The sequence below is a fragment of the Polaromonas sp. P1_F2 genome, from assembly GCF_056405735.1.
In genome coordinates, this window is sequence record NZ_JBFUBN010000008.1 from 63,775 (window position 1) to 85,328 (window position 21,554).

Here is a 21,554-nt window from a genome sequence, read left to right on the forward strand (position 1 = left end):
CTCAGTGCTTTTGCGCCGCGATGCCCGACATGATCTTGTCGGTATAGGCAATCGCAATGGCCGACAGCAGGAAGGTGATGTGGATCACCGTCTGCGCGATCAGGACCTTGTCGGTGTAGTTGTCGGCGTTGATGAAGGTTTTCAGCAGGTGGATGGAGCTGATGCCGATGATGGCCGTGGCCAGCTTGACCTTGAGCACCGAGGCGTTCACGTGGCTCAGCCATTCGGGCTGGTCGCGGTGACCCTCGAGGTTCATGCGGCTCACAAAAGTTTCGTAGCCGCCCACGATGACCATGATCAGCAGGTTGGAAATCATGACCACGTCGATCAGAGCCAGCACCACCAGCATGATGACCGTCTCGTTGAGCGACGCGACGGGTATGGCGGTCTTGTAGCCGATGCTGGTGATCAGCGATTGCAGGGCGGTCTGGCTGCCGAAGGCGGCTTCTATCAAGTGCCACAGCTCGACCAGGAAGTGCATCACGTACACCGCCTGCGCGGCGATCAGCCCGAGATAGAGCGGCAGCTGCAGCCAGCGGCTGGCGAAAATCAGGTTGGGCAGGGGGCGGAGCGGGGAGATTTTTCCGGGGGGTTGGGCTTGGGTAGGTTCAGTCATGATGGCGTAAGCTGGGGGTTTGCGGCATTGTAGGGGGAGGCGGGCCGCCTCCGGATTCGATGCTTTTTGTAAGGTTCAAGCCAGTCAGTGGCTTGTAAGTGCCGCAGAAGACAGTACCACGCATTCAGTGACAAACAGGAGACATAAACAATGAGCGCCCCCCAATCCGCGATCGAATCGACCCTGGTTGAAAATCGCATTTTCCCGCCTGCCTCCGCCACCGTGAAAGCGGCGCGCATTTCGGGCATGCCGGCCTACCAGGCCCTGTGCGCCGAAGCTGAAAAGGATTTCGAAGGTTTCTGGGCCCGGCTGGCGCGCGAAAACCTCAGCTGGAAAAAGCCGTTCAGCCAGACGCTGGACGAGTCCAGCGCGCCGTTTTACAAATGGTTCGCCGACGGCGAGCTCAACGCTTCCTACAACTGCCTGGACCGCCACCTGGGCACGCCGACCGAAAACAAGAAAGCCATCATTTTCGAGAGCGATGACGGCAAGGTCACCAACGTCACCTACAAAGAGTTGCACGCCAAGGTCAGCCAGTTCGCCAGCGCGCTCAAGGGCGCGGGCATCAAGAAGGGCGACCGCGTCATCATCTACATGCCGATGACGGTTGAGGGTGTGGTGGCCATGCAGGCCTGCGCGCGCATAGGCGCCACGCATTCGGTGGTGTTCGGCGGCTTCTCGGCCAAGAGCCTGCAGGAGCGCATCCAGGACGCCGGCGCGGTAGCCGTCATCACGGCCAACTATCAGCTGCGCGGCGGCAAGGAACTGCCGCTCAAGGCCATCGTCGATGAAGGCATCGCCATGGGTGGCTGCGAGTCGATCAAGAACGTGATCGTCTACCAGCGCACCGCCACGGCCTGCAACATGGTGGCCGGGCGCGACAGCCTGATGCACGAGATCACGGCCAAGGCGCCGCCGGTGTGCGAGCCTGAATTTGTCGGCGCCGAGCACCCGCTCTTCATTCTTTACACCTCGGGCTCGACCGGCAAACCCAAGGGTGTGCAGCACAGCACGGGCGGCTACCTGCTCTGGGCCAAGCTCACCATGGACTGGACTTTCGATATCCAGCCGGCTGACGTGTTCTGGTGCACGGCCGACATCGGCTGGATCACCGGCCACACCTATGTGGCCTACGGTCCGTTGGCGGCAGGCGCGACGCAGATCATCTTCGAGGGTATCCCGACTTTCCCGAACGCCGGCCGCTTCTGGCAGATGATCGAGAAACACAAGGTCACGATTTTCTACACCGCGCCCACGGCGATCCGCTCGCTGATCAAGGCCGCCGAGGGCGATGAGAAGGTGCACCCGGCGCGCTCGGACCTCAGCAGCCTGCGCATCCTGGGTTCGGTCGGCGAGCCCATCAACCCCGAAGCCTGGATGTGGTACTACAAAAACGTGGGCGGCGAGCGCTGCCCCATCGTGGACACCTTCTGGCAAACCGAGACCGGCGGCCACATGATCACACCGCTGCCCGGAGCCACGCCGCTGGTGCCCGGCAGCTGCACCTTGCCATTGCCCGGCATCATGACCGCCATCGTCGACGAAACCGGCAAGGACCTGCCCAACGGATCGGGCGGCATGCTGGTCGTCAAGCGCCCCTGGCCATCCATGATCCGCACCATCTGGAACGACCCGGAGCGTTTCAAGAAAAGCTATTTCCCCGAAGAAATGGGCGGAACGATTTACCTGGCCGGCGACGGCGCGGTGCGCAATGCCGAGAACGGCTATTTCCGCATCACCGGCCGCATCGACGACGTGCTGAACGTCTCGGGCCACCGCATGGGCACCATGGAAATCGAATCGGCGCTGGTGGCGCACTCCGCGCTGGTGGCAGAAGCCGCCGTAGTGGGGCGGCCCGACGACCTGACCGGCGAGGCCATCGTGGCCTTCGTGGTGCTCAAGCGCTCGCGCCCCACGGGCGACGAGGCCAAAGCGATCGCCAAGGAACTGCGCGACTGGGTAGGCAAGGAAATCGGCCCCATCGCCAAGCCCAAGGACATCCGCTTCGGCGACAACCTGCCCAAGACGCGAAGCGGCAAGATCATGCGCCGCCTGCTGCGCGGCATCGCCAAAGGCGAAGCCATCACGCAGGATACGTCGACTTTAGAAAACCCAGCGATCTTGGAGCAGCTGTCTGAAAAGCAGTGAAGTGAAGCAAGCATAAAAAAAGCCCGTCAATGACGGGCTTTTTTGTCGGCTTGCAAGCCGCTTATTTGGTTGCCAGAACCCAGGCGGCCAGCTTCTTGGCTTCTTCAGGGTTGACCTGTGCATTGGCGGGCATGGGCACAGGGCCCCAGACGCCCGAACCACCCTTGATGATTTTGGTGGCCAGCTTGTCGGCGGCGTCTTTCTGGCCGGCGTACTTGGTGGCGACATCCTTGTAAGACGGCCCCACCAGCTTTTTGTCGACCGCATGGCAGGCCATGCAGTTCTTGGCTGTGGCCAGTTGCAGGTCGGCCAGAGCGGGCGTCGACACGGCAAAACCCGCGGTCACAAAAGCGATTACTGAAAGAATGCGTTTCATGGATTGTCCTCGTGGGGGGAGTTATGGATTCGGTTACAGTCAATTAACGTGATTGTAGTGGTGCCGGTTGACCCTTGTTTCAAGGGGATACCCCTTGGCCCGGGTCGATATTTCAGGAGAGAAACATGTATTTTTTATTGCTTGGCATTGTCGGGTTGGCCCTGAAATACCTGGAGATCGGCCCGGTTGCCACATGGAGCTGGTTCATCGTGCTGTCGCCGTTTTTGCTGGCCGCGCTATGGTGGTGGTACGCAGACGCATCGGGCTACACCAAGCGCAGGGAGGTCGACAAGATGGACAAGCGCAGGCAAGACCGTATCGACAAACAGCGCGACGCCATGGGCATGCTGTCGGCCAAGAAGAAGAAAAAATAAGCCGGCGCCGCATCAAGTCCTTTCAATCAGGTTACGCCATCCAATCTATCTGCCTTACGTCAAAGGCGGGGCGTCTCAAAGCAAAGAGCCCGTGAAGTCTGTAACTTCACGGGCTCTTGTCGTTTCAGTGGACTGGAATCAGGTGCTCAATAGTCGTCCAGCACCGCGCCCTTGCTGGCGCTGGAGGCATTGAAGGCGAACTTGGCCTGCACGCCGCGTGTGTAGCGCGGCGCCGGGGCCTTCCAGCCGACTTTGCGTTTTGCCAGTTCTTCATCGCTGATGTTGAGCTGCAGCAGCAGTTGTTTGGAATCGATGGTGATGGAGTCGCCTTCGTGGATAAAGGCGATGTTGCCGCCGGCCGCCGCTTCGGGCGCGACGTGGCCGACCACCATGCCCCATGTCCCGCCGGAGAAACGGCCATCGGTGATCAGGCCCACGCTTTCGCCGAGGCCCGCGCCTATCAGCGCGCCGGTGGGGGCCAGCATCTCAGGCATGCCGGGGCCGCCCTTGGGGCCTAGGTAACGCAGCACCATCACATCGCCGGCCTTGATCTTGCCGGCCAGGATGGCGGCCAGGGCCGACTGCTCGTCATCGAACACGCGCGCCGGGCCGGTCATGACCGGGTTTTTCAGTCCGGTGATCTTGGCGACGCAGCCTTCGGGGGAGAGGTTGCCCTTGAGGATGGCCAGGTGGCCCTGGGCGTACATGGGTTTGTCGATGGGGCGGATCACGTCCTGGTCGGCGCGCGGGACCTCGGGCACATCCTTGAGCGTCTCGGCGATGGTCTGGCCGGAGATCGTCAGGCAGTCGCCGTGCAGCAGGCCGGCAGCCAGCAGCGTCTTCATGACCTGTGGAATGCCGCCGGCGCGGTGCAGGTCGACGGCCAGGTATTTGCCAGAGGGCTTGAGGTCGCACAGCACTGGCGTGCGCTGGCGCACGCGCTCGAAGTCGTCGATGGTCCATTCGACGCCGGCCGTGTGCGCGATGGCCAGGAAGTGCAGCACGGCGTTGGTGGAGCCACCGGTCGCCATGATCACGGCGACCGCGTTTTCAATCGCCTTCTTGGTGACGATGTCGCGCGGCTTGATGTCTTTCTTGATGGCCTCGACCAGGACCTTGGCCGACTCCCTGGCCGAGTTCATTTTTTCGTCGTGCGGATTGGCCATGGTGCTGGAGTAGGGCAGCGAAATGCCGAGCGCCTCGAAAGCGCTGGACATGGTGTTGGCCGTGTACATGCCGCCACAGCTGCCGGTACCGGGAATGGCGCGGCGCTCGATCTGCAGCAGGTCTTCGTCGCTCATGCGGCCGGCGGCGTTTTCGCCCACGGCTTCGAACACGCTGACGATGTTGAGGTCCTTGCCCTTGTAGCTGCCGGGCAGGATGGTGCCGCCATAGACATAGATCGCCGGCACGTTGGCGCGCAGCATGCCCATCAGGCCGCCCGGCATGTTCTTGTCGCAGCCGCCGACCACCAGCACACCGTCCATCCACTGGCCCTGCACGCAGGTTTCGATGCAGTCCGAGATCACTTCGCGGCTCACCAGCGAATACTTCATGCCCTCGGTGCCCATGGCCATGCCGTCGGAAATCGTCGGCGTGCCGAAGACCTGCGCGTTGCCGCCGGCCTCTTCGATGCCGGCGATCGCCGCGTCCGCCAGTTTTTGCAGGCCGCTGTTGCAGGGCGTGATGGTGCTGTGGCCGTTGGCCACGCCGATCATCGGCTTCTTGAAGTCGTCGGCCTCGTAGCCCATGGCGTAGTACATGGAACGGTTGGGCGCGCGCGATTTGCCTTCGGTGATGTTTCTGCTGCGGGGGTTGGGGACGATGTTGACGGTCTTGGTGTTCATGGCGTGTCTCGTGGGTGGATTTTGGCTCTGCCCTCAGGTGCGGGGGCTGTATCGGAAAAGCAGAGTATGCGTGCTTTGATTGATTCTTTCCAATCCATTATTTATGATCTATTAATATGTATGGCATATGAATGATTTCGGCACCGTGGAGACTGCTTCCCGCAAACCGCCTTTGATCGAGTTGCGCCTGTGGCGCCAGTTCCTGGCCGTGGCCGAGGAACTCCACTTCGGTCGCGCGGCCCAGGGCCTGAACATGACCCAGCCGCCGCTCACCCAAGCCATCGCGCAGCTGGAGGCCTTGCTGGGCGTCAGGCTGTTCGACCGCACCAAACGCAGCGTGCGGCTTACGGCGGCGGGCGCCGCCTTGGTGCCCGAGGCGCGTGACCTGCTGGCGCGTGCCCTGGCGCTACCCGCGTATGCGCGAGCCAGCGCCGATGGCGAGGCCGGGCGCCTGCGGCTGGCCTTTGTTTCCACGGTGGGTTTTGACCTGCTGCCGCGCTGGGTGCTGGCCTTTCGCGAGCACTACCCCAAGGTGCAACTGGAGTTGGTAGAGGCGACCGGCGACGTGCAGTTGCAGGCTTTTGAGCGCGGCGAGATCGATGCGGGCTTCATGCTGCATTCCCCCGGATTCGCACCGCCCGGCCTGGCACATCGGCGCATCAGCCAGGACCCCTTGGTGCTCGCCGTGCCCGGGCAGAGCGCCTTGGCAAGCCAGGTGTCGCTCACCGTTTCGGACCTGCTGGACCAGCCGCTGGTGATTTTCCCGCGGCGCATCCTGCCGTCGCTTTACGACGCCATTTTTGCGATGTACCACGCCTCGGGCCGCCTGCCGCGGGTGGCCCAGGAAGCCATCCAGATGCAGACCATCGTGAACCTGGTGTCCGCCGGCCTCGGCGTGGCCTGGGTTCCCGAAAGCGTGCGGCAGTTCCAGCGGCCGGGTGTGGTGTACCGCAGCGTGCCTGCCGGCAGGCCTTCCGTCCGTGGTGGGGCGCGGAGCGCTTCGGTGGTGGTGCCCGGCTGCGAGACCAGCCTGGTGTGGCCGGTCGCCAATGCCAACCCGGCGCTGGCGCGCTTCATGGCTTTTATCGACGAAGAGAGCGATTAAAGGCTTCGTCTTGCTGGCGCTGCCGGCGCGCGGCCACCGCGCTTTGCTGCTGCTGTCTTTCCGCCGGGCTGAGTTCACGCTGCTCCATCCTGCGCTGGGCGATTTCGCCGGCGCTGCTGCAGCGTGCGCCGTGGTTGGCCTCGCAATTGGCAATGATCTGCTTGTCGGAGACCTGCGCCTGGGTTTGGGTGCTGCCCTTGCGCAGGCCTCCCAGCGAGGGCGTAGCCTGGCGCGACCCGTCGCTGGACCGCTCGGCAGCCGCTAAACGGGCATCTGCGGCTGCATTTTCCGCGGCCCAGTCCTTGGGTGCGCCGCCGCCCTCGCCGTAGACCGAACCTGGCTTGCCTGGCGCCGGCATGTCATCGGCCGGCGCCACTGGCGCAGCGGCGGTGCGCGCGCGCATGATGAGTTTTTCGCTGCCGCCCCCCTGGGCAGCGCACGGTATTTGTGAAAACACCTTTTTGCCGGCCGCATCATGGCACTGGTAAACCTGTGCTGCCGCGTGGTTCGCCAAAAACAGGCCAAGGCTGGCAACGAGGGCAGGGCGGAATGAGTGGCGCATGGTGAGGTCCGGTACGGCGTTGCATGTAGTGTAGGGCTCGCGTAAGCCCTTTCCTACGAGGCTTGCGTGCAAAATACCGCCCATGCTTATTCACCCGCAAATCAATCCCGTCGCGCTGCAACTCGGCCCGCTTGGCATCCACTGGTATGGCCTGACCTACCTGGCGGCCTTTGGCCTGTTTTTTTTCCTGGCGACGCGGCGGTTGCGGCACCAGCCTTTTGCTTCCATCACCGGCCCGGGCGCCTGGTCGCGCAGGGATATCGAGGACATGTTGTTCCTGGGCGTCATGGGAGTGGTGGTGGGCGGGCGGCTCGGGTATTGCCTTTTTTACAAGCCGGGCTACTACCTCACGCATCCCCTGGAGATCTTTTTTGTGTGGCAGGGCGGCATGAGCTTTCATGGCGGCATGCTGGGTGTGCTGGCCTCGCAGTGGTGGTTTGCACGTTCGCGCCAACGGCCCTGGCTGCAGGTGATGGACTTTGTGGCGCCTTGCGTGCCCACCGGGCTGGCGGCGGGGCGTGTCGGCAACTTCATCAATGGTGAGCTCTGGGGGCGTTTCAGCGACCCGGCCTTGCCGTGGGGCATGATGTTTCCGGGCAGCGGCTCGATGCAGCCGCGCCATCCCTCACAGGTCTACCAGTTCCTGCTGGAGGGCTTGCTGCTCTTCGTGCTGCTGTGGTTGTACGCACGCAAGCCGCGCAAGACGGGCCAGGTCTCGGGCGCCTTCCTGCTGGGTTATGGCGTATTCCGTTTCATCGCCGAGTTTTTCCGCGAACCGGACGAGTTCCTCGGCATCCTGGCCCTGGGCATGAGCATGGGCCAGTGGCTGTGCGTTCCCATGATTGCCGGCGGCGCCTGGCTGTGGATATGGGCGACAAAGCGTGCTGAACTGGCCTGAGGGCTTTGCAAACTGTCCCTGATTGAGAGACGTGCCCGGCCTCAGTCCAGAAGGCCCGGAGCGCTTGACGTGGGCCTGGTGCCAGGAGCCGTGGCCCCGCTAGGGTTTCTCCCTGTCGTTTTCATGCACATCCTCTTGATCAAAAAGGCGTTCTTTTTCATAATTACAGGTAATTACTTGAAATTACTGCTCGATTGAAGGTTCGAACCACCTGCGGCAACGCGGGTGTTCTGCAAGGCTCCGCCACGCGGCGGATCAGGTCAGTCAAAGGGTCATGCCATGCGTCTTGTCCAGAGTTCACTGCACCAGGAGGTCGCCGATACCCTGCGCGAGCAGATCTTCGCGGGCCAGTTTGCGCCCGGAAGCTTCCTGGATGAGGTCGCGCTGTGCGAACGCCTGGAAATCTCGCGCACGCCGCTGCGAGAGGCGCTCAAAGTGCTGACTTCGGAAGGCCTGCTGCGCCATGAGCCGCGGCGCGGCTGCTTCGTCAACGAGGTGACCGAGCAGGACCTCGACGACATCTTTCCGGTGATCGCGCTGCTGGAAGGGCGTTGTGCCTACGAGGCAGCTCGCAACGCTACCGATGCCGACCTCGCGGCGCTCACCAATTTGCACGAGCGGCTGAACAGCCACGCGGCGGCCGGCCGCATCAATGATTACTACGCCACCAACTTCGCGATCCATGAGGCCATCATCCTGCTGGCCAACAACCGCTGGCTGGCCCAGGCCATCGCCGACCTGCGCAAGATCCTCAAGCTGGCGCGATTGCAGCAATTGCACGCGCCGGGCCGGCTGGCGCAAAGCCTGTCGGAGCACATGACGGTGTTCGCCGCCCTCAAGAGCCGCGACAGCGAAGGGGCCGAAGCCGCCATGCGCACGCACCTGACGCGCCAGCGCGAAGCGCTGCGTGAACTGGCCCGCAACCAGCGCTCCCGGGTGGCCTCATGAGCGCTGCCGACTGGCTCAGCCGCAACGTCTCGCGCTTCACCGCGAGCGACAAAGCCGGCGCGTCCGCGGTACCCGCAGCGGTTGCTGGCAAAAAGACGGCAACCAACGCAGCACTGCCCGCGCGCAGCACCCATGAGCGGCTGCAAGCCACACTGAGCCAAAAGGACGAGGCGCTGTCGCCGCGTGTGTTGCGCCGTACTTTGCAGGAACTGCAGGCCATCATCGACCCGCGAGTGAGCGAGGTCGAGGGCGGGCGCCGCGCCATGGCCATCGCGGCCTGGTACGAGGGCGCCACCGCTGCGCGCCGGCGGGACCTGTGGATGCTCATGAGCGAGCAGTTCGTCGCCAATCCGCAAAAGGTCAAGGCCGCGCAGGCTCAGTTCGCGGCTGCGGTAGGCACGCCCGAAGAGGCGGTGGCTGAGGTGCGCTACCGGCGGGCCACAGTGTCGCCGCGCCGGCGCCTGCTGCAGCGTTTCAGCGTCTATCCGGGCGGCATCCAGTTCCTGGTCGACATGCGGGCCGAGATGCAGCCCAGCCTCAAGTCTGACAAGCGCCTGCTGGCGCTGGACGTCGAGATGGAGTACATGTTCTCCACCTGGTTCGACGTCGGCTTTCTCGACCTGCGACGCATCACCTGGGACTCGCCGGCTTCGCTGATCGAAAAACTCATCAAGTACGAGGCGGTGCACGACATCAAGGGCTGGGCCGACGTGAAGAACCGGCTCGACAGCGACCGGCGCTGCTACGGTTTCTTCCACCCGCGGCTGCCCGAAGTGCCGCTGATCTTCGTGGAGGTCGCCATGGTCGAGCGCATCGCGGGCGACATCATGCCGCTGCTTGACGAACTGGCCGCGCCTTCGGACCTGAGCCGCGCCACCACCGCGATTTTTTATTCCATCAGCAACACCCAGGCCGGCCTGCGCGGCGTGAGCTTTGGCGATTCGCTGATCAAGCGCGTGGTCGAAAGCCTGAAGGAAGAATTCCCCAAGCTCAAGACTTTCGCCACGCTGTCGCCGATTCCGGGCTTTCGCAGCTGGCTGGGCAAGAATGCCGCGGCCATGCTGGAAAAGCTGGGAGACAAGGAGCGCAGCGCGCTGGGCCGCGCCGTTGGCTTCGAGCCGCCGGGTGCCGGGCATTTCTTCACGGCGATCGAGGACCCGCTTTCGCTCGGCGAGAAATCACCGGTGCGAAAAATGCTGTTGCACTGCGCCGCCCACTACCTGGGAAGGACGATGGAAGAAGGCAAGCCGCTCGACCCTGTGGCGCGTTTTCACCTGGGCAACGGCGCGCGCGTGGAGCGCATCAACTGGGCCGGCGACCCGACGCCCAAAGGGCTCAAGCAATCGTACGGCCTGATGGTGAATTACCTCTATGACCTCAAGCGCCTGGACAGGCACCGCGCGCAGCTGGCACAGGGGGAAATCCCCGTGTCAGGGGACATAGAAGATTTGTACATTTAAACGTGTACTTAGAGTCGCTCACAAAACCCTCCTGGCGTTGTTGCGCCGCCTTGCCGTGCTGGTGCACTGTCTGCGGCGACGCGCCTAGCCAGGACCGCTTCGCTGGGTTTTGTGAGCGACTCTTGAGAGCGGTTTGGGTAGCGGCAGGTATGGGTCCATCGTGGGTGAACTTCCGGCTTGCTTTTTCTGATTTCAACAACGACAGGAGACAACAATGACTTTCAGCTTTCATGCCCGGGCGTCCCGGCGAGACATCTTGCGCGCCGCGGCCGCCGGCGCCGCGACACTGTCTTTCGGCAGCCACGCCCAGTCGGCCTGGCCCACCAAGCCGGTGACAATGATCGTGCCGTTTCCGGCCGGCGGTGGCACGGATGCCTTCGCCCGCCCACTGTCCGCCCAGTTCGCGAAGCTGACCGGCAAGCAGCTCATCATCGACAACCGCGGCGGCGCCGGCGGCACGCTGGGGGCCAGCATCGCTGCCAGGGCCCAGCCCGACGGCTATACGCTGTTCATGGGGGCGGTGCACCACACCATCGCGCCTTCGATGTACCCCAAGCTCGATTACGACATCGAAAAAGACTTTGTGCCGCTGGCCCTGATGGCCAATGTGCCGCAGGTGCTGGTGGTCAACCCCCGCAACCTGCCGTTCGCCGATTTCAAGGCCTACCTTGAAGCTGTGCGCAAGGCACCTGGCAAGTACAACTACGGCTCGGCCGGCGCGGGCACTTCGCACCACCTGGCCGGGGAGCTGTTCAAGCAGCAGACCAAGACCTTCATCACCCACATTCCCTACCGCGGCGCGGGCCCGGCCCTGCAGGATTTGATTTCGGGCAATGTCGACATGATGTTTGACGGCCTGGGTTCCTCCGCCAACCACATCAAGGGTGGGCGCATCAAGGCGCTGATGGTGTCCGGCACCAAACGCAACCCGGCCTTCCCGGATGTGCCCTGCGCGGGCGAGCTGGGCCTGCCTGACTACACCGTGACCACCTGGTACGGCATGTGGGCGCCCAAGGGTACGCCGGCCGACGTGCAGGCGCGCATCGTCGACGACCTGCGCAAAGCCGCCACCACCGACGAGCTCAAAGCCATCTGGGCCAGCAACGGCGCCGACTTCGGCAACCTCACGCCGCAGCAGTTCGGCGCTTTCGTGAGCAGCGAAGTCAAGCGCTGGTCTGCCGTGGTGAAAGCCTCCGGCGCCAAACTCGAATGACCGCTTGATGACCGGAGCCGTCTTGCTGGAGGTGAAAGACTCCCTGGCCTTTGTGACCCTGTCCCACCCCGGCAAGCTCAATGCCATGAGCCGCGCCATGTGGCGCGAGCTGCGTGCGATTTTCGAGCGCATCCAGCAGGGCAATGACTTGCGCTGCGTGCTGGTGCGAGGCGAGGGTGGGCATTTTTGTGCGGGGGGCGACATTTCCGAATACGCCGGCTTCCGGTTTGCAGAAGCCGCCCTGCGCGAGTTTCACGAGAAAGACGTGTGGGGCGGCCTGCAAGCCATGCTGGATTGCGACGTTCCCATGGTCGCGCAGATCGACGGCAACTGCATGGGCGCCGGCCTGGAAATTGCCAGCTGCTGCGACATGCGTATCGCCGGCGACACGGCGAAGTTCGGTGCGCCCATCGCAAAGCTTGGGTTTCCGATGGCGCCGCGCGAGGCGGCGTTGGTGATGCGCGCGGCGGGCGAACTGACGGCGCGCGAAATGCTGCTGTCGGCCGCCGTACTGGGTGCCGCCGAGATGAAGCAGCGCGGCTTCCTCAACCAGGTGGCGCCGGCCCATGAGGCGGGCGCGGCGGCCCTGGCTTGCGCGGCGAGCGCCGCCGCCCTGGCGCCTGGCGCGGCGCGGCTGAACAAGCAGGCCTTCAGGGTCTTGGCCGCAGCAGGCAACGCGCAAGCCGTGAATGATTTGACCGCGGGTGCTTACCGCTACGCCGCATCGCCCGAACACCGGGAGGGTGTCACGGCCTTTGTTGAAAAACGCCCGCCCCGGTTTGACGGCCGGGCCCCTGCATCCACTCCACCGACAGCCTGACCCATGAAAAACCATAACCTTTTTTCGGCGCTGCGAGCCGCCTTTCCCTCTTCGCTCGATGAGACCGCCGTCGAAACCGACAACGGCCTGCGCTATTCATGGCGCGACCTCGAACGCGGCACCGCGATGATGGCCAACCTGCTGGCCTCGCTGGGCTTGCCAGAAGGGGCCCGCGTGGCGGTGCAGGTCGAAAAGTCGGTGGAAGCCATGATGCTTTACCTGGCGACCCTGCGCGCCGGCTATGTGTTTTTGCCGCTCAACACGGCTTACCAGAGCGCCGAGATCGAATACTTCATCGGCAATGCCGAGCCTTCGGTCATGGTGTGCAGCAGCAAGAACTTCGGCTGGGTCAGCAAGATCGCCTTCAAGGCCGGCACGCAGAACGTCTTCACGCTCGACGACGACCGTACCGGCTCGCTGCTGGACCGCGCCGCGCACTGCAGCGACAAGCATGAAGCCGTGGCACGCCAGGCCGACGATCTGGCCGCCATCCTTTACACCAGCGGCACCACGGGCCGCAGCAAGGGCGCGATGCTGACGCACGGCAATATGCTGAGCAATGCGCTGGTGCTGAAAGACTACTGGGGCTGGAGGAAGGGCGACGTGCTGATCCATGCCTTGCCGATTTTTCACGTGCACGGCCTGTTTGTCGCCATCCACGGTGCGCTGATCAACGGCAGCAAGATGATCTGGCTCTCGAAGTTTGATCCCAAGCTTGTGGTGCAAAAACTGCCCGAGGCCACGGTGTTCATGGGCGTGCCCACGCTCTATGTGCGCCTGCTGGCTGAGGCTGGCCTGACCCGCGAAGCCTGCCGCAACATGCGGCTCTTCGTCGCGGGATCGGCCCCTTTGCTGATCGAAACCTTCAACGAATGGAAGGAGCGTACCGGCCACACGATCCTGGAGCGCTACGGCATGTCCGAAACCGTGATGCTGACGTCCAATCCCTACCAGGGCGCCGAGCGGCGCGGCGGCACCGTGGGTTTTGCGTTGCCCGGCGTCAGCCTGCGCGTGCAAGGCGAGGACGGCAAGTCCCTGCCGGCTGGTGAGATCGGCGGCATCCAGGTCAAGGGCCCCAACGTTTTCAAGGGCTACTGGCGCATGCCGGAAAAGACCAAGGAAGAATTCACGGCCGACGGCTACTTCAAGACCGGCGACGTCGGCAAGATCGACGAGCGCGGCTACATTGTCATCGTGGGCCGCAGCAAGGACCTCATCATCAGCGGGGGCTACAACGTCTACCCCGCAGAGATCGAGGGCTACATCAACGACATGCCGGGCGTGGCCGAAAGCGCGCTGGTCGGCGTGCCGCACCCGGATTTTGGGGAAGTAGGCGTTGCCGTGGTGATCGCCAAGCCGGGCGTTTCGCTGGAAGCCGGTCAGATCGTGGGCGAGCTCAAGTCCAAACTGGCCAACTTCAAGATTCCCAAGCAGTGTTTTGTGGTCACCGAGCTGCCGCGCAACACCATGGGCAAGGTGCAGAAGAATCTGCTGCGCGAGCAGTACAAGGGTTTGTTCGCTTAAGAGCAGGCGCTACGGCGCGAAGTCGTCGACCTGGATCACTTTGTCCGCCGCACGCAGGTAGGCCAGTGCCAGCTCAGGGTTGCTTGAGCTTTGCGCGGCGCGTTCCATGGACTGGCGGCCGCGCACGGCCTTGTTGAGCGCCACGGTTTCTTCCCCCAGTTGCTCCGCCAACGCGAGCGCATCCATCAGATCCCGCAAACCGCCGCTGCTCGGCGTGGCCAGGTCGGGGCACAGGCGCCGCATGATCGCGTTGCGGGTGCGCAGCAGTTTCGCCAGTTCCAGCAACTGCGCATCCCGGAGCGGCGCCAGCCGGGTGCTGCGGTTGAGCACCATGGCCCCCACCACACGGCGCAGCGGCGAGGGGAAATTGGCGTAGAGCGCTTCCAGCGCATTGCCGGCTTCGTCAAGCTGCATGCGAATCGCGGCCCTGGCCACCGGCAGCATGTCGCCGTCCTCTTCCACGGCATAGCGCCAGGCGCAGGCGCTGGCCATGTAAAGGTGGGCCAGCACGTCGCCCAGCCGGGCCGACAGCAGCTCCATGCGCTTGAGCTTGCCGCCCAGCAGGCCCATGGCCAGGTCGCAGGTGAGCGCGTACTGGCTGCTCAGGCGGGCGATCAGGCGGGCTTCTTTTTCCAGGCCCGCCGGCGGCGTGCCCCGCAGTGGTGCGCCCGCGATGCTGTGCCAGAAGTTGCGCAGCACGTGCCCGCCGTGGCCCATCAAGGCCTGGCCCAACGCTTCGGCGTCCTTGTCCTGCACGGCCTGCATTTCCTTCATCACGTAGGGGTGGCAGCGCACCGCGCCCTGGCCGAAAATGATCAGCGAGCGGGTCAGGATGTTGGCCCCTTCCACGGTGATCGCGATGGGCGCGCCGCGGTAGGCCACGGAGAGCAGGTTGGACGGGCCCTGGATGATGCCCTTGCCACCCAGGATGTCCATGCCGTGGCTGACGGCGCGCCGGCCGGCTTCGGTCAGGTGCACCTTCAGGATGGCGCTGGCCACGCTGGGCTGCTCGCCCTTGTCCAGCACGGCGGCGGTGTAGCGGCGCGCGGCGTCCGTCGCGTAAAGCTCGCAGGCCATCCCGGCGATCACGCCGGCAATTGCGTCGAAGCGGCCTATGGGAAGCCCGAACTGTTCACGCACCTGGCCGTAGCCGTTGGCGACGAAGAGTGCGGTCTGCTGCATGGCCGAGCCCAGTGCCGGCAATGAAATCGCGCGCCCGGCGGCCAGGCACTCCATCAGCATGCGCCAGCCCTGGCCGACCCGGGCCTCGCCGCCTATGACCCAGTCCATGGGGATGAAGACCTCGCGGCCCTCGATGGGGCCGTTCATGAAGGCGGCATCCATGGGCCTGTGCCGCCTGCCGATGTCCATGCCGGGCTGCGGCACGGGGATCAGTGCGCAGGTGATGCCCAGCTGGCGCTGGCTTTCGGGCAGGCTTTCGTCGATGGCGTTGAAGGCCAGGCCGACGACGGTCGCCACCGGCGCCAGCGTGATGTAACGCTTGGAAAAATTGACGCTAAAGCCGCGCACCATGGCGCCGTCGACCTCGCGTTCGACCAGCACGCCGCTGTCGGGAATGGAGGCTGCATCGGAGCCCGCATAGGGCGAGGTCAACCCGAAGCAGGGCAGGTCGCGGCCGTCAGCCAGGCGCGGCAGGTAATGCTGCTTCTGTGCCGGTGTCCCGTAGCGCAGCAGCAACTCTGCCGGACCCAGGGAGTTGGGCACCATGACGGTCACGGCAGCGGAGATATTGAGGGTGGCGATGCGCGTGACCACGGTGGCGTGGGCGTAGTGGCTGAAACCCAGCCCGCCATGTTCCTCGGGGATGATCATTCCGAAGAAGCGGTGCTCGCGCAGATAGGCCCGGACCTCGGCGGGCAGGTCGCCAGCCTGGTCAATGGCGAAATCGTCCAGCATGGCGCAGAGGGCGGTGACTTCCCTGTTCATGAAGGCTTGTTCCGTGGCGCTGAGCACGTTGGGCCCGGCGGCCAACAGGGCGTCGAAATCGGGTTGGCCTGAAAACAGCCGGCCTTCGAAGCCGACGGTGCCGGCCTCCAGCGCGGCGCGCTCTGTGTCGCCCATCACAGGCAATGCCCGGGCAAAGGGTTTCATGGCGGCCTGGCCTAGCCAGCGGGCAAATCCCATGGGGTATCTTTCGGAAAGGAGAGTGAAGGCTTGTTCCAAAAGCGTACGTGGGGAGGGGCAGGGCGGCTAGCGTCTTAGGCCCGTTTTGCTGTAGGCGGATTTGCCGGGCGGCCGGCGACGGGCCTTCATGCAAAGGCCGCATAAGAAAGGTTCCCGCCCCTTCGGCCCTCTTATACAATTGCTCCGGTCTGATTTTTGCTAGTGTTTCCTGGTTTTTACTTCCAAGTTTTTATAAGAGGAGTTGAGGACATTATGAAAAAGCATCTTGGGTATTGGGCGTTTTCGGCCATGCTGGTGGCGGCACTGACCGCCTGCGGTAAAAAAGAAGAAGCGCCTGCTGCTGCCGCACCGGCCGCCGCCGCGAGCGCCCCGGCGCCTGTCGCCGCCGAGGAAAAGGTGCTCAATGTCTACAACTGGCCTGACTATGTCGCCAAGGACATGATCGCCAACTTCGAAAAGGAAACCGGCATCAAGGTCAACTACCAGACCTTCGAGAACAACGAGGCCCTGCACGCCAAGCTGGTAGCCGGCAACACGGGCTATGACATCGTCGTCCCCGGCGCCGTGTTCGCCAAGCCGCAGATCGACGGTGGCCTGCTCGCCAAGCTCGACAAAACCAAGATCGCCAACTACGGCAACCTGGACCCGGCCATCATGGAAAAGCTGGGCACCATTGACCCCGGCAACGGCTACCTCGTGCCCTGGGCCTGGAGTTTCACCACGGTCGGCATCAACAAGGCCAAGGTCACCAAGGCCCTGGGCTCCACTCCCATGCCGGAAAACGCCTGGGACCTGGTGTTCAACCCGGTCTACACGGCCAAGCTCAAGGCCTGCGGCATCGCCTACCTTGATTCGCCCACCGAAGTGCTGCCGCCGGCCATGCACTACCTGGGCAAGAACGCCTATTCCAACGACCCGGCCGACCACAAGGCGGCCGCCGAGATGCTGGCCAAGGTGCGTCCGCACATCCGCATGTTCTCCAGCACCATGATTGACGACCTGGCCGGTGGCAAGGCCTGCGTGGCCCTGGCCTGGGCCGGCGATATCAATATCGCCCGCGCCCGCGCGATTGAAAACAAGAGCGGCAACGATGTCGAGGCCCTGCTGCCCAGCACCGGTGGTCTGATCTTCTTCGACACCCTGGCCATCCCCAAGGATGCCAAGCACCCCAACAACGCGCTGGCCTTCATCAACTACTCGCTGCGCCCGGAAGTGTCCGCATCCCTGACCAACGAACTGGGCTACGCCACCGCCAACAAGGCCAGCCTGGCGAACGTCAAGCCTGAGATCGCCAAGGACAAGGCTGTCTTCCCCGACCCGGACAACCTGAAGAAAATGGTGTCTCCGGCCAGCTTCAGCAATGAGGCCCGCGAGTCCATGAGCAATGTGTTCACCGCCTTCAAAAAAGGCAAGTGAGCTTTCCGCTGATTTTTGCCGAACGGTAATTTGAATCTGAACCCGGCTGTGCACGCAATGCTTTGCGTGCGCAGCTTTTTTTCATCTTGGTGACGACAGGAACTACTGTTCATGAACCTGCCCCTACCGCCCGGTGATGGCTATTTGCGGACCGACCAGCTGGTCAAGCGCTTTGACGGCGTGGCCGCGGTCGACGACGTCTCGCTGTCCATCCACAAGGGTGAAATCTTCGCGCTGCTCGGCAGCTCCGGCTGTGGAAAATCGACCCTGCTGCGCATGCTGGCGGGTTTTGAGAAACCGACCTCCGGCGCGGTCATCCTGGACGGCGTGGACATCGCCTCCTTCCCGGCCTACGAGCGGCCCATCAACATGATGTTCCAGTCGTATGCGCTGTTTCCGCACCTGACGGTTGAGGACAACATTGCCTTCGGCCTCAAGCGCGAGGGCATGCCCAAGAGCGAGATCGCGGCCCGCGTGCAGGAGATGCTCAAGCTGGTCCAGCTCGAGGCTTTTGCCAAACGCAAGCCGCACCAGCTCTCGGGCGGCCAGCAGCAGCGCGTGGCGCTGGCGCGCAGCCTGGCCAAACGTCCGCAACTGCTTTTGCTCGACGAGCCCCTGGGCGCGCTGGACAAAAAACTGCGTGAGCGCACGCAGTTTGAGCTCGTCAACATCCTTGAGTCCGTGGGCGTGACCTGCGTCATGGTGACGCACGACCAGGAGGAAGCCATGGCCATGGCCTCGCGCATCGCCGTGATGAGTCACGGCCGCGTGCTGCAGGTTGGCACGCCCAAGGAAATCTACGAGCATCCTAATTGCCGCTTTGTCGCCGACTTCATCGGCAACGTCAACATGCTGGAGGGCGAGCTCACGCTGGACGAGGCCGATCGCTGCGAGGTCACCACCGACCAGGGCGTAGTGAGTGTGGGGCACGGCATCAGCGGCACACTGGGCATGTCGGTCGCCATCGCGGTGCGGCCCGAGAAGATCCACATCGCCAAGACCCGGCCGGCCGGTATCGGCACCAACCTTTTTACCGGAAAAGTGCGCGAGATCGCCTATTTCGGCAGCTACAACACCTTCATCGTGGAAGCTGCCGGCGGCCGTACCCTCAAGATCACCGAGACCAACACCACGCGCCACGACAGCGACACGATCACCTGGGACGACCCGGTCTTCTTCTGGTGGGATGGCTCCGCGCCGGTGGTGCTGACGCAATAAGTCCAGCCCACCAGCCCCAAAGATTTAATCCCGGCGATGAAAAACATCCCCTCCTGGCTTCAACTCAACCTCGGGCGGCGCTTCGTCATCGCCGTGCCTTACGTCTGGCTTCTGCTGTTTTTTGTGCTGCCTTTCCTGATCCTGCTGCGCATCAGCGTGACGGACATGGGCAACGGCGTCGATCCCTTCGCGCCCTTGATCGAGACGGTCAAGGGATCGTGGCACGTGCTGCTGCGCTACAACAACTACGCGTCCATCTTCATCGACAAGGCGCAGGATGCTGCGGGGGGCTTCGGCAACACGATCTACATGGAGGCCTACAAGACCTCGCTGAAGTATGCCTTGCTCACCACGCTGTCCTGCTTGGTCATCGGTTACCCCTTTGCCTATTTCATCGCCCGCTCACGGCCCGCGATCCGCCCGGCCTTGCTGATGCTGGTGATGCTGCCGTTCTGGACCTCCTTCCTGCTGCGCGTCTACGCCTGGAAGGGAATCCTGGCCGACCAAGGCGTACTCAACAACCTGCTGCTGTCTCTGGGCATCATCCAGGAGCCCATGGTGATGCTCTACACCGACGTCTCCATGCTGGTGGGCATGACCTATGTGTACTGCCCCTTCATGATCCTGCCGCTCTACGCCAACCTGGTGAAGATGGATTTCCGCCTGCTGGAGGCCGCGCACGACCTGGGCGCCAGCGCCTGGAAGGCGTTCTGGCTGATCACCGTGCCGCTCAGCAAATCGGGCATCGTGGCCGGCTCCATGCTGGTGTTCATTCCCAGCGTCGGCGAGTTCGTGATCCCCTCGCTGCTGGGCGGCGCCGAAAACATCATGATCGGCCGCGTGGTCTGGGACGAGATGTTCAGCAGCAACAACTGGCCGCGCGCCTCCGCACTGGCGGTGGTGATGATTCTGCTGATCCTGGTGCCGCTGGCCTTCTATTACCGCTCCAGCAGCGATCGCGACGCGCGGGGAGGGCACTGAGATGAAAACCGGCATGAGGGGTTTTTCGCGCCTGGTGGAAAACAATGTGGGCAAACTCTGGATGGGGCTGGTCTACCTCTTTCTCTACATCCCGCTGTTTTTCCTCATCGTTTTTTCTTTCAACAGCACGCGGCAGGACGGCGTCTTCACCGGCTTCTCGACGCGCTGGTATGAGGCCTTGCTGGCGGACTCGCGGCTGGTCGAAGGCTTTTTCCTGTCGCTCAAGGTGGCGCTGATCACCGGCACGCTGTCGGTGGTGCTGGGCAGCTTTGCCGCCTTTGTGCTGGTGCGCTATCTGCGCTTCACCGGGCGCACGCTGTTTTACGGGCTGGTCAACGCACCGCTCGTCATGCCCGAGGTCATCATCGGGCTGTCCTTGCTGCTGCTGATGGTGGCGGTGCAGCGCACCGTGGGCTGGCCCGACCGCGGCTTCATCACCATCGTGACCGGCCATACCCTGCTGGGCATGGCTTACGCCACCGTGGTGATCCAGTCGCGCCTCAGCGAAATGGACCGCACCCTCGAAGAGGCCGCCATGGACCTGGGCTGCCGGCCCATGCAGGTGTTCTTCCTGGTGACCCTGCCAAATATCGCGCCGGCCCTGGTGTCGGCCTGGCTGCTGACGTTCACGCTCTCGTTTGACGATGTGGTGATTTCGGAGTTCTTGTCGGGCCCGGGCGTGACGACCCTGCCGCAGGTGATCTTCAGCTATGCCCGCCGCGGCGTGAACCCGTCGATTTACGCGGCGGCCACGATTTTGATCACCGTGGTGTCGCTGGGCATCATCAGCTATAGCCTCTATGTGATGCGCCGGCAAAAGCGGCTGGACCGCGAGATCAGTGCGGCGGCTCGACCGGAACAGGCTTTTCCAGACCCCGTCCCGGCAAAGTAGCCAGCACCACGCCGGCCAGCGCAATGCCGAAGGCGCCGATCTGGGTGGCGTTCAGTGTTTCACCGAGCACGATGACGCCGACCGTAGCGGCGCTGATGGGCAGCAGCACGGCAAATACGCCGGCCTCGTTGGCCGGGATGGTCTTGAGGCCCGTCATCCAGAGCCAGACCGTCCAGACACTGGCGGCCAGCGAGTAAAACACCAGCAGCAACCACAAGGACGGCGCGACCCGGCCGAAGTCAAAACTCCAGGCCATCCAGAGCCCCAGCGGCGTGACGAGCGCAAAACCCCAGAGGTTGATCAAGGCTGAAATGCGTTTGGGGCTCAGCACGCCGGTCAGTTTCTTGCCGATTACCGCATAGAAGGCTTCGCACAGGACCGCGCCCACCAGCAGCAGATTGCCCAGCCAGGCGTACTTTGACGCCAGGTCGGCTTCCGGCCCAGCGGCGGCGTGCGCCGGCGGTGGATTTTTGGACAAAGACACCAGGGCGATACCGACCACGGCGCAGGCTACCGCGCCCCATACCCGCAGGCCGATGCGCTCGCGCAGGAAGAGCCAGCTCATGAGCGCGACGGCGGCCGGGATGGAGGCCATGATGACGCCGGCCGCGACGGCGCTGGTCAGGCTCACGCCGAACAGCATGCAGATGGAAAACAGGAAGTTGCCCAGGAAAGACTCCAGGAACAGCAGGCGGGCGGTTTGCCGGCTCATGGGAATCTCTTCAGCGGGCTTTTTGAGCCAGCGCAGCATGGCTGCACCGCCTATGCCAAAACGCAGCCAGGCGAGCAGGAAGACGGGCAGGGCGGCGACCAGGGGTTTGGACAGCGCCACATAGCTGCCCACCAAAGACATGCTGAGCCCGAGACAGGCGTACGCCACAATGCGGTTCATTAAACTGGGGTTCCTGTTGCACGGCCATGCGGCCCGCCGGTTGGAGGGGTTGGCAGGGATGCCAGCAGGCCGGAATCATGCCTTAATTTTCAGGGCTGAATTTTTCCGATACCCAGGAT

19 protein-coding genes are annotated in these 21,554 nt (G+C 63.5%); 13 read left to right on the top strand and 6 right to left on the bottom strand.

The genetic code is table 11. The features are described from left to right. Position 1: 1 nt before the first annotated feature. A complete protein-coding gene (locus AC1D0O_RS16490; protein WP_477654585.1) occupies positions 2-616 on the bottom strand; it encodes a YqhA family protein in 615 nt (204 codons plus the stop codon). A gap of 150 nt (positions 617-766) precedes the next feature. Here AC1D0O_RS16490 and acs point away from each other — a divergent pair, with 150 nt between their 5' ends. Then, entirely contained in the window at positions 767-2,764 is a 1,998-nt protein-coding gene (gene acs / locus AC1D0O_RS16495) for an acetate--CoA ligase (RefSeq protein ID WP_477654586.1), read from the top strand. Positions 2,765-2,825: 61 nt separating this feature from the next. Here the strand turns inward: acs and AC1D0O_RS16500 are convergent, their stop codons facing one another. Then, on the bottom strand, positions 2,826-3,140 hold the full coding sequence (locus tag AC1D0O_RS16500) for a c-type cytochrome (protein WP_477654587.1): 315 nt from the start codon (positions 3,138-3,140) through the stop codon (positions 2,826-2,828). 125 nt (positions 3,141-3,265) lie between these two features. Between AC1D0O_RS16500 and AC1D0O_RS16505 the strand changes: the two genes are divergently transcribed. Further along, positions 3,266-3,514 (top strand): TIGR04438 family Trp-rich protein, encoded by a 249-nt coding sequence (locus tag AC1D0O_RS16505; protein WP_477654588.1) that lies wholly within the window; start codon positions 3,266-3,268, stop codon positions 3,512-3,514. Between the two features lie 146 nt (positions 3,515-3,660). Here the strand turns inward: AC1D0O_RS16505 and ilvD are convergent, their stop codons facing one another. Continuing rightward, complete coding sequence (ilvD, locus tag AC1D0O_RS16510) at positions 3,661-5,361, bottom strand: dihydroxy-acid dehydratase (protein ID WP_477654589.1); 1,701 nt, start codon at positions 5,359-5,361, stop codon at positions 3,661-3,663. Between the two features lie 127 nt (positions 5,362-5,488). On the opposite strand from ilvD, the gene AC1D0O_RS16515 reads away from it, so the two are divergent. Then, positions 5,489-6,466 (top strand): LysR family transcriptional regulator, encoded by a 978-nt coding sequence (locus AC1D0O_RS16515; RefSeq protein ID WP_477654590.1) that lies wholly within the window; start codon positions 5,489-5,491, stop codon positions 6,464-6,466. Here the strand turns inward: AC1D0O_RS16515 and AC1D0O_RS16520 are convergent. Beyond that, entirely contained in the window at positions 6,444-7,112 is a 669-nt protein-coding gene (locus tag AC1D0O_RS16520) for a DUF4124 domain-containing protein (protein ID WP_477654591.1), read from the bottom strand. The two genes, AC1D0O_RS16515 and AC1D0O_RS16520, sit on opposite strands and share 23 nt — an antisense overlap. On the opposite strand from AC1D0O_RS16520, the gene lgt reads away from it, so the two are divergent. The 6 genes from lgt (at position 7,111) to AC1D0O_RS16550 (ending at position 13,891) form a co-directional block, all read left to right on the top strand. Next, the gene (lgt, locus tag AC1D0O_RS16525) at positions 7,111-7,926 is read left to right on the top strand and encodes a prolipoprotein diacylglyceryl transferase (RefSeq protein WP_477654592.1); all 816 of its coding nucleotides are present in this window, start codon (positions 7,111-7,113) and stop codon (positions 7,924-7,926) included. The two genes, AC1D0O_RS16520 and lgt, sit on opposite strands and share 2 nt — an antisense overlap. 279 nt (positions 7,927-8,205) lie before the next feature. Beyond that, complete coding sequence (locus tag AC1D0O_RS16530; protein ID WP_477654593.1) at positions 8,206-8,874, top strand: GntR family transcriptional regulator; 669 nt, start codon at positions 8,206-8,208, stop codon at positions 8,872-8,874. After that, entirely contained in the window at positions 8,871-10,334 is a 1,464-nt protein-coding gene (locus AC1D0O_RS16535) for a malonyl-CoA decarboxylase domain-containing protein (protein WP_477654594.1), read from the top strand. Before AC1D0O_RS16530 ends, AC1D0O_RS16535 begins: the two co-directional genes overlap by 4 nt. A 214-nt stretch (positions 10,335-10,548) precedes the next feature. Continuing rightward, positions 10,549-11,547: a Bug family tripartite tricarboxylate transporter substrate binding protein gene (locus AC1D0O_RS16540; protein WP_477654595.1), complete on the top strand. Its 999-nt coding sequence runs from the start codon at positions 10,549-10,551 to the stop codon at positions 11,545-11,547. Positions 11,548-11,554: 7 nt separating this feature from the next. Further along, positions 11,555-12,367 carry an enoyl-CoA hydratase/isomerase family protein gene (locus tag AC1D0O_RS16545; RefSeq protein ID WP_477654596.1) on the top strand — a complete coding sequence of 271 codons (813 nt, stop codon included), beginning with the start codon at positions 11,555-11,557 and terminating at the stop codon, positions 12,365-12,367. 3 nt (positions 12,368-12,370) lie between these two features. Continuing rightward, positions 12,371-13,891, top strand: coding sequence for a malonate--CoA ligase (locus tag AC1D0O_RS16550; RefSeq protein ID WP_477654597.1), 1,521 nt, complete (start codon positions 12,371-12,373; stop codon positions 13,889-13,891). Between the two features lie 9 nt (positions 13,892-13,900). Here AC1D0O_RS16550 and AC1D0O_RS16555 read toward each other — a convergent pair whose 3' ends face one another. Continuing rightward, entirely contained in the window at positions 13,901-16,036 is a 2,136-nt protein-coding gene (locus AC1D0O_RS16555) for an acyl-CoA dehydrogenase (protein WP_477654598.1), read from the bottom strand. 252 nt (positions 16,037-16,288) lie between these two features. On the opposite strand from AC1D0O_RS16555, the gene AC1D0O_RS16560 reads away from it, so the two are divergent. From AC1D0O_RS16560 to AC1D0O_RS16575, 4 genes are all read left to right on the top strand, one after another. Next, positions 16,289-17,452 carry an extracellular solute-binding protein gene (locus tag AC1D0O_RS16560; RefSeq protein WP_477654599.1) on the top strand — a complete coding sequence of 388 codons (1,164 nt, stop codon included), beginning with the start codon at positions 16,289-16,291 and terminating at the stop codon, positions 17,450-17,452. 111 nt (positions 17,453-17,563) lie between these two features. Continuing rightward, the gene (locus AC1D0O_RS16565) at positions 17,564-18,670 is read left to right on the top strand and encodes an ABC transporter ATP-binding protein (RefSeq protein ID WP_477654600.1); all 1,107 of its coding nucleotides are present in this window, start codon (positions 17,564-17,566) and stop codon (positions 18,668-18,670) included. Positions 18,671-18,706: 36 nt separating this feature from the next. Then, positions 18,707-19,651: an ABC transporter permease gene (locus AC1D0O_RS16570; RefSeq protein ID WP_477654601.1), complete on the top strand. Its 945-nt coding sequence runs from the start codon at positions 18,707-18,709 to the stop codon at positions 19,649-19,651. A gap of 1 nt (position 19,652) precedes the next feature. Further along, positions 19,653-20,543, top strand: coding sequence for an ABC transporter permease (locus tag AC1D0O_RS16575; RefSeq protein WP_477654602.1), 891 nt, complete (start codon positions 19,653-19,655; stop codon positions 20,541-20,543). On the opposite strand, the gene AC1D0O_RS16580 is transcribed toward AC1D0O_RS16575, so the two are convergent. Beyond that, positions 20,488-21,435 carry a DMT family transporter gene (locus AC1D0O_RS16580; RefSeq protein WP_477654603.1) on the bottom strand — a complete coding sequence of 316 codons (948 nt, stop codon included), beginning with the start codon at positions 21,433-21,435 and terminating at the stop codon, positions 20,488-20,490. The genes AC1D0O_RS16575 and AC1D0O_RS16580 overlap by 56 nt on opposite strands. Positions 21,436-21,554: the final 119 nt, after the last annotated feature.

Excerpts from the sequence above, each read along its gene's own strand:
- AC1D0O_RS16490 (WP_477654585.1), bottom strand. The coding sequence starts at position 616 with ATGACTGAACCTACCCAAGCCCAACCCCCCGGAAAAATCTCCCCGCTC.
- acs (WP_477654586.1), top strand. The coding sequence starts at position 767 with ATGAGCGCCCCCCAATCCGCGATCGAATCGACCCTGGTTGAAAATCGC.
- AC1D0O_RS16500 (WP_477654587.1), bottom strand. The coding sequence starts at position 3,140 with ATGAAACGCATTCTTTCAGTAATCGCTTTTGTGACCGCGGGTTTTGCC.
- AC1D0O_RS16505 (WP_477654588.1), top strand. The coding sequence starts at position 3,266 with ATGTATTTTTTATTGCTTGGCATTGTCGGGTTGGCCCTGAAATACCTG.
- ilvD (WP_477654589.1), bottom strand. The coding sequence starts at position 5,361 with ATGAACACCAAGACCGTCAACATCGTCCCCAACCCCCGCAGCAGAAAC.
- AC1D0O_RS16515 (WP_477654590.1), top strand. The coding sequence starts at position 5,489 with ATGAATGATTTCGGCACCGTGGAGACTGCTTCCCGCAAACCGCCTTTG.
- lgt (WP_477654592.1), top strand. The coding sequence starts at position 7,111 with ATGCTTATTCACCCGCAAATCAATCCCGTCGCGCTGCAACTCGGCCCG.
- AC1D0O_RS16520 (WP_477654591.1), bottom strand. The coding sequence starts at position 7,112 with ATGGGCGGTATTTTGCACGCAAGCCTCGTAGGAAAGGGCTTACGCGAG.
- AC1D0O_RS16530 (WP_477654593.1), top strand. The coding sequence starts at position 8,206 with ATGCGTCTTGTCCAGAGTTCACTGCACCAGGAGGTCGCCGATACCCTG.
- AC1D0O_RS16535 (WP_477654594.1), top strand. The coding sequence starts at position 8,871 with ATGAGCGCTGCCGACTGGCTCAGCCGCAACGTCTCGCGCTTCACCGCG.
- AC1D0O_RS16540 (WP_477654595.1), top strand. The coding sequence starts at position 10,549 with ATGACTTTCAGCTTTCATGCCCGGGCGTCCCGGCGAGACATCTTGCGC.
- AC1D0O_RS16545 (WP_477654596.1), top strand. The coding sequence starts at position 11,555 with ATGACCGGAGCCGTCTTGCTGGAGGTGAAAGACTCCCTGGCCTTTGTG.
- AC1D0O_RS16550 (WP_477654597.1), top strand. The coding sequence starts at position 12,371 with ATGAAAAACCATAACCTTTTTTCGGCGCTGCGAGCCGCCTTTCCCTCT.
- AC1D0O_RS16555 (WP_477654598.1), bottom strand. The coding sequence starts at position 16,036 with ATGGGATTTGCCCGCTGGCTAGGCCAGGCCGCCATGAAACCCTTTGCC.
- AC1D0O_RS16560 (WP_477654599.1), top strand. The coding sequence starts at position 16,289 with ATGAAAAAGCATCTTGGGTATTGGGCGTTTTCGGCCATGCTGGTGGCG.
- AC1D0O_RS16565 (WP_477654600.1), top strand. The coding sequence starts at position 17,564 with ATGAACCTGCCCCTACCGCCCGGTGATGGCTATTTGCGGACCGACCAG.
- AC1D0O_RS16570 (WP_477654601.1), top strand. The coding sequence starts at position 18,707 with ATGAAAAACATCCCCTCCTGGCTTCAACTCAACCTCGGGCGGCGCTTC.
- AC1D0O_RS16575 (WP_477654602.1), top strand. The coding sequence starts at position 19,653 with ATGAAAACCGGCATGAGGGGTTTTTCGCGCCTGGTGGAAAACAATGTG.
- AC1D0O_RS16580 (WP_477654603.1), bottom strand. The coding sequence starts at position 21,435 with ATGAACCGCATTGTGGCGTACGCCTGTCTCGGGCTCAGCATGTCTTTG.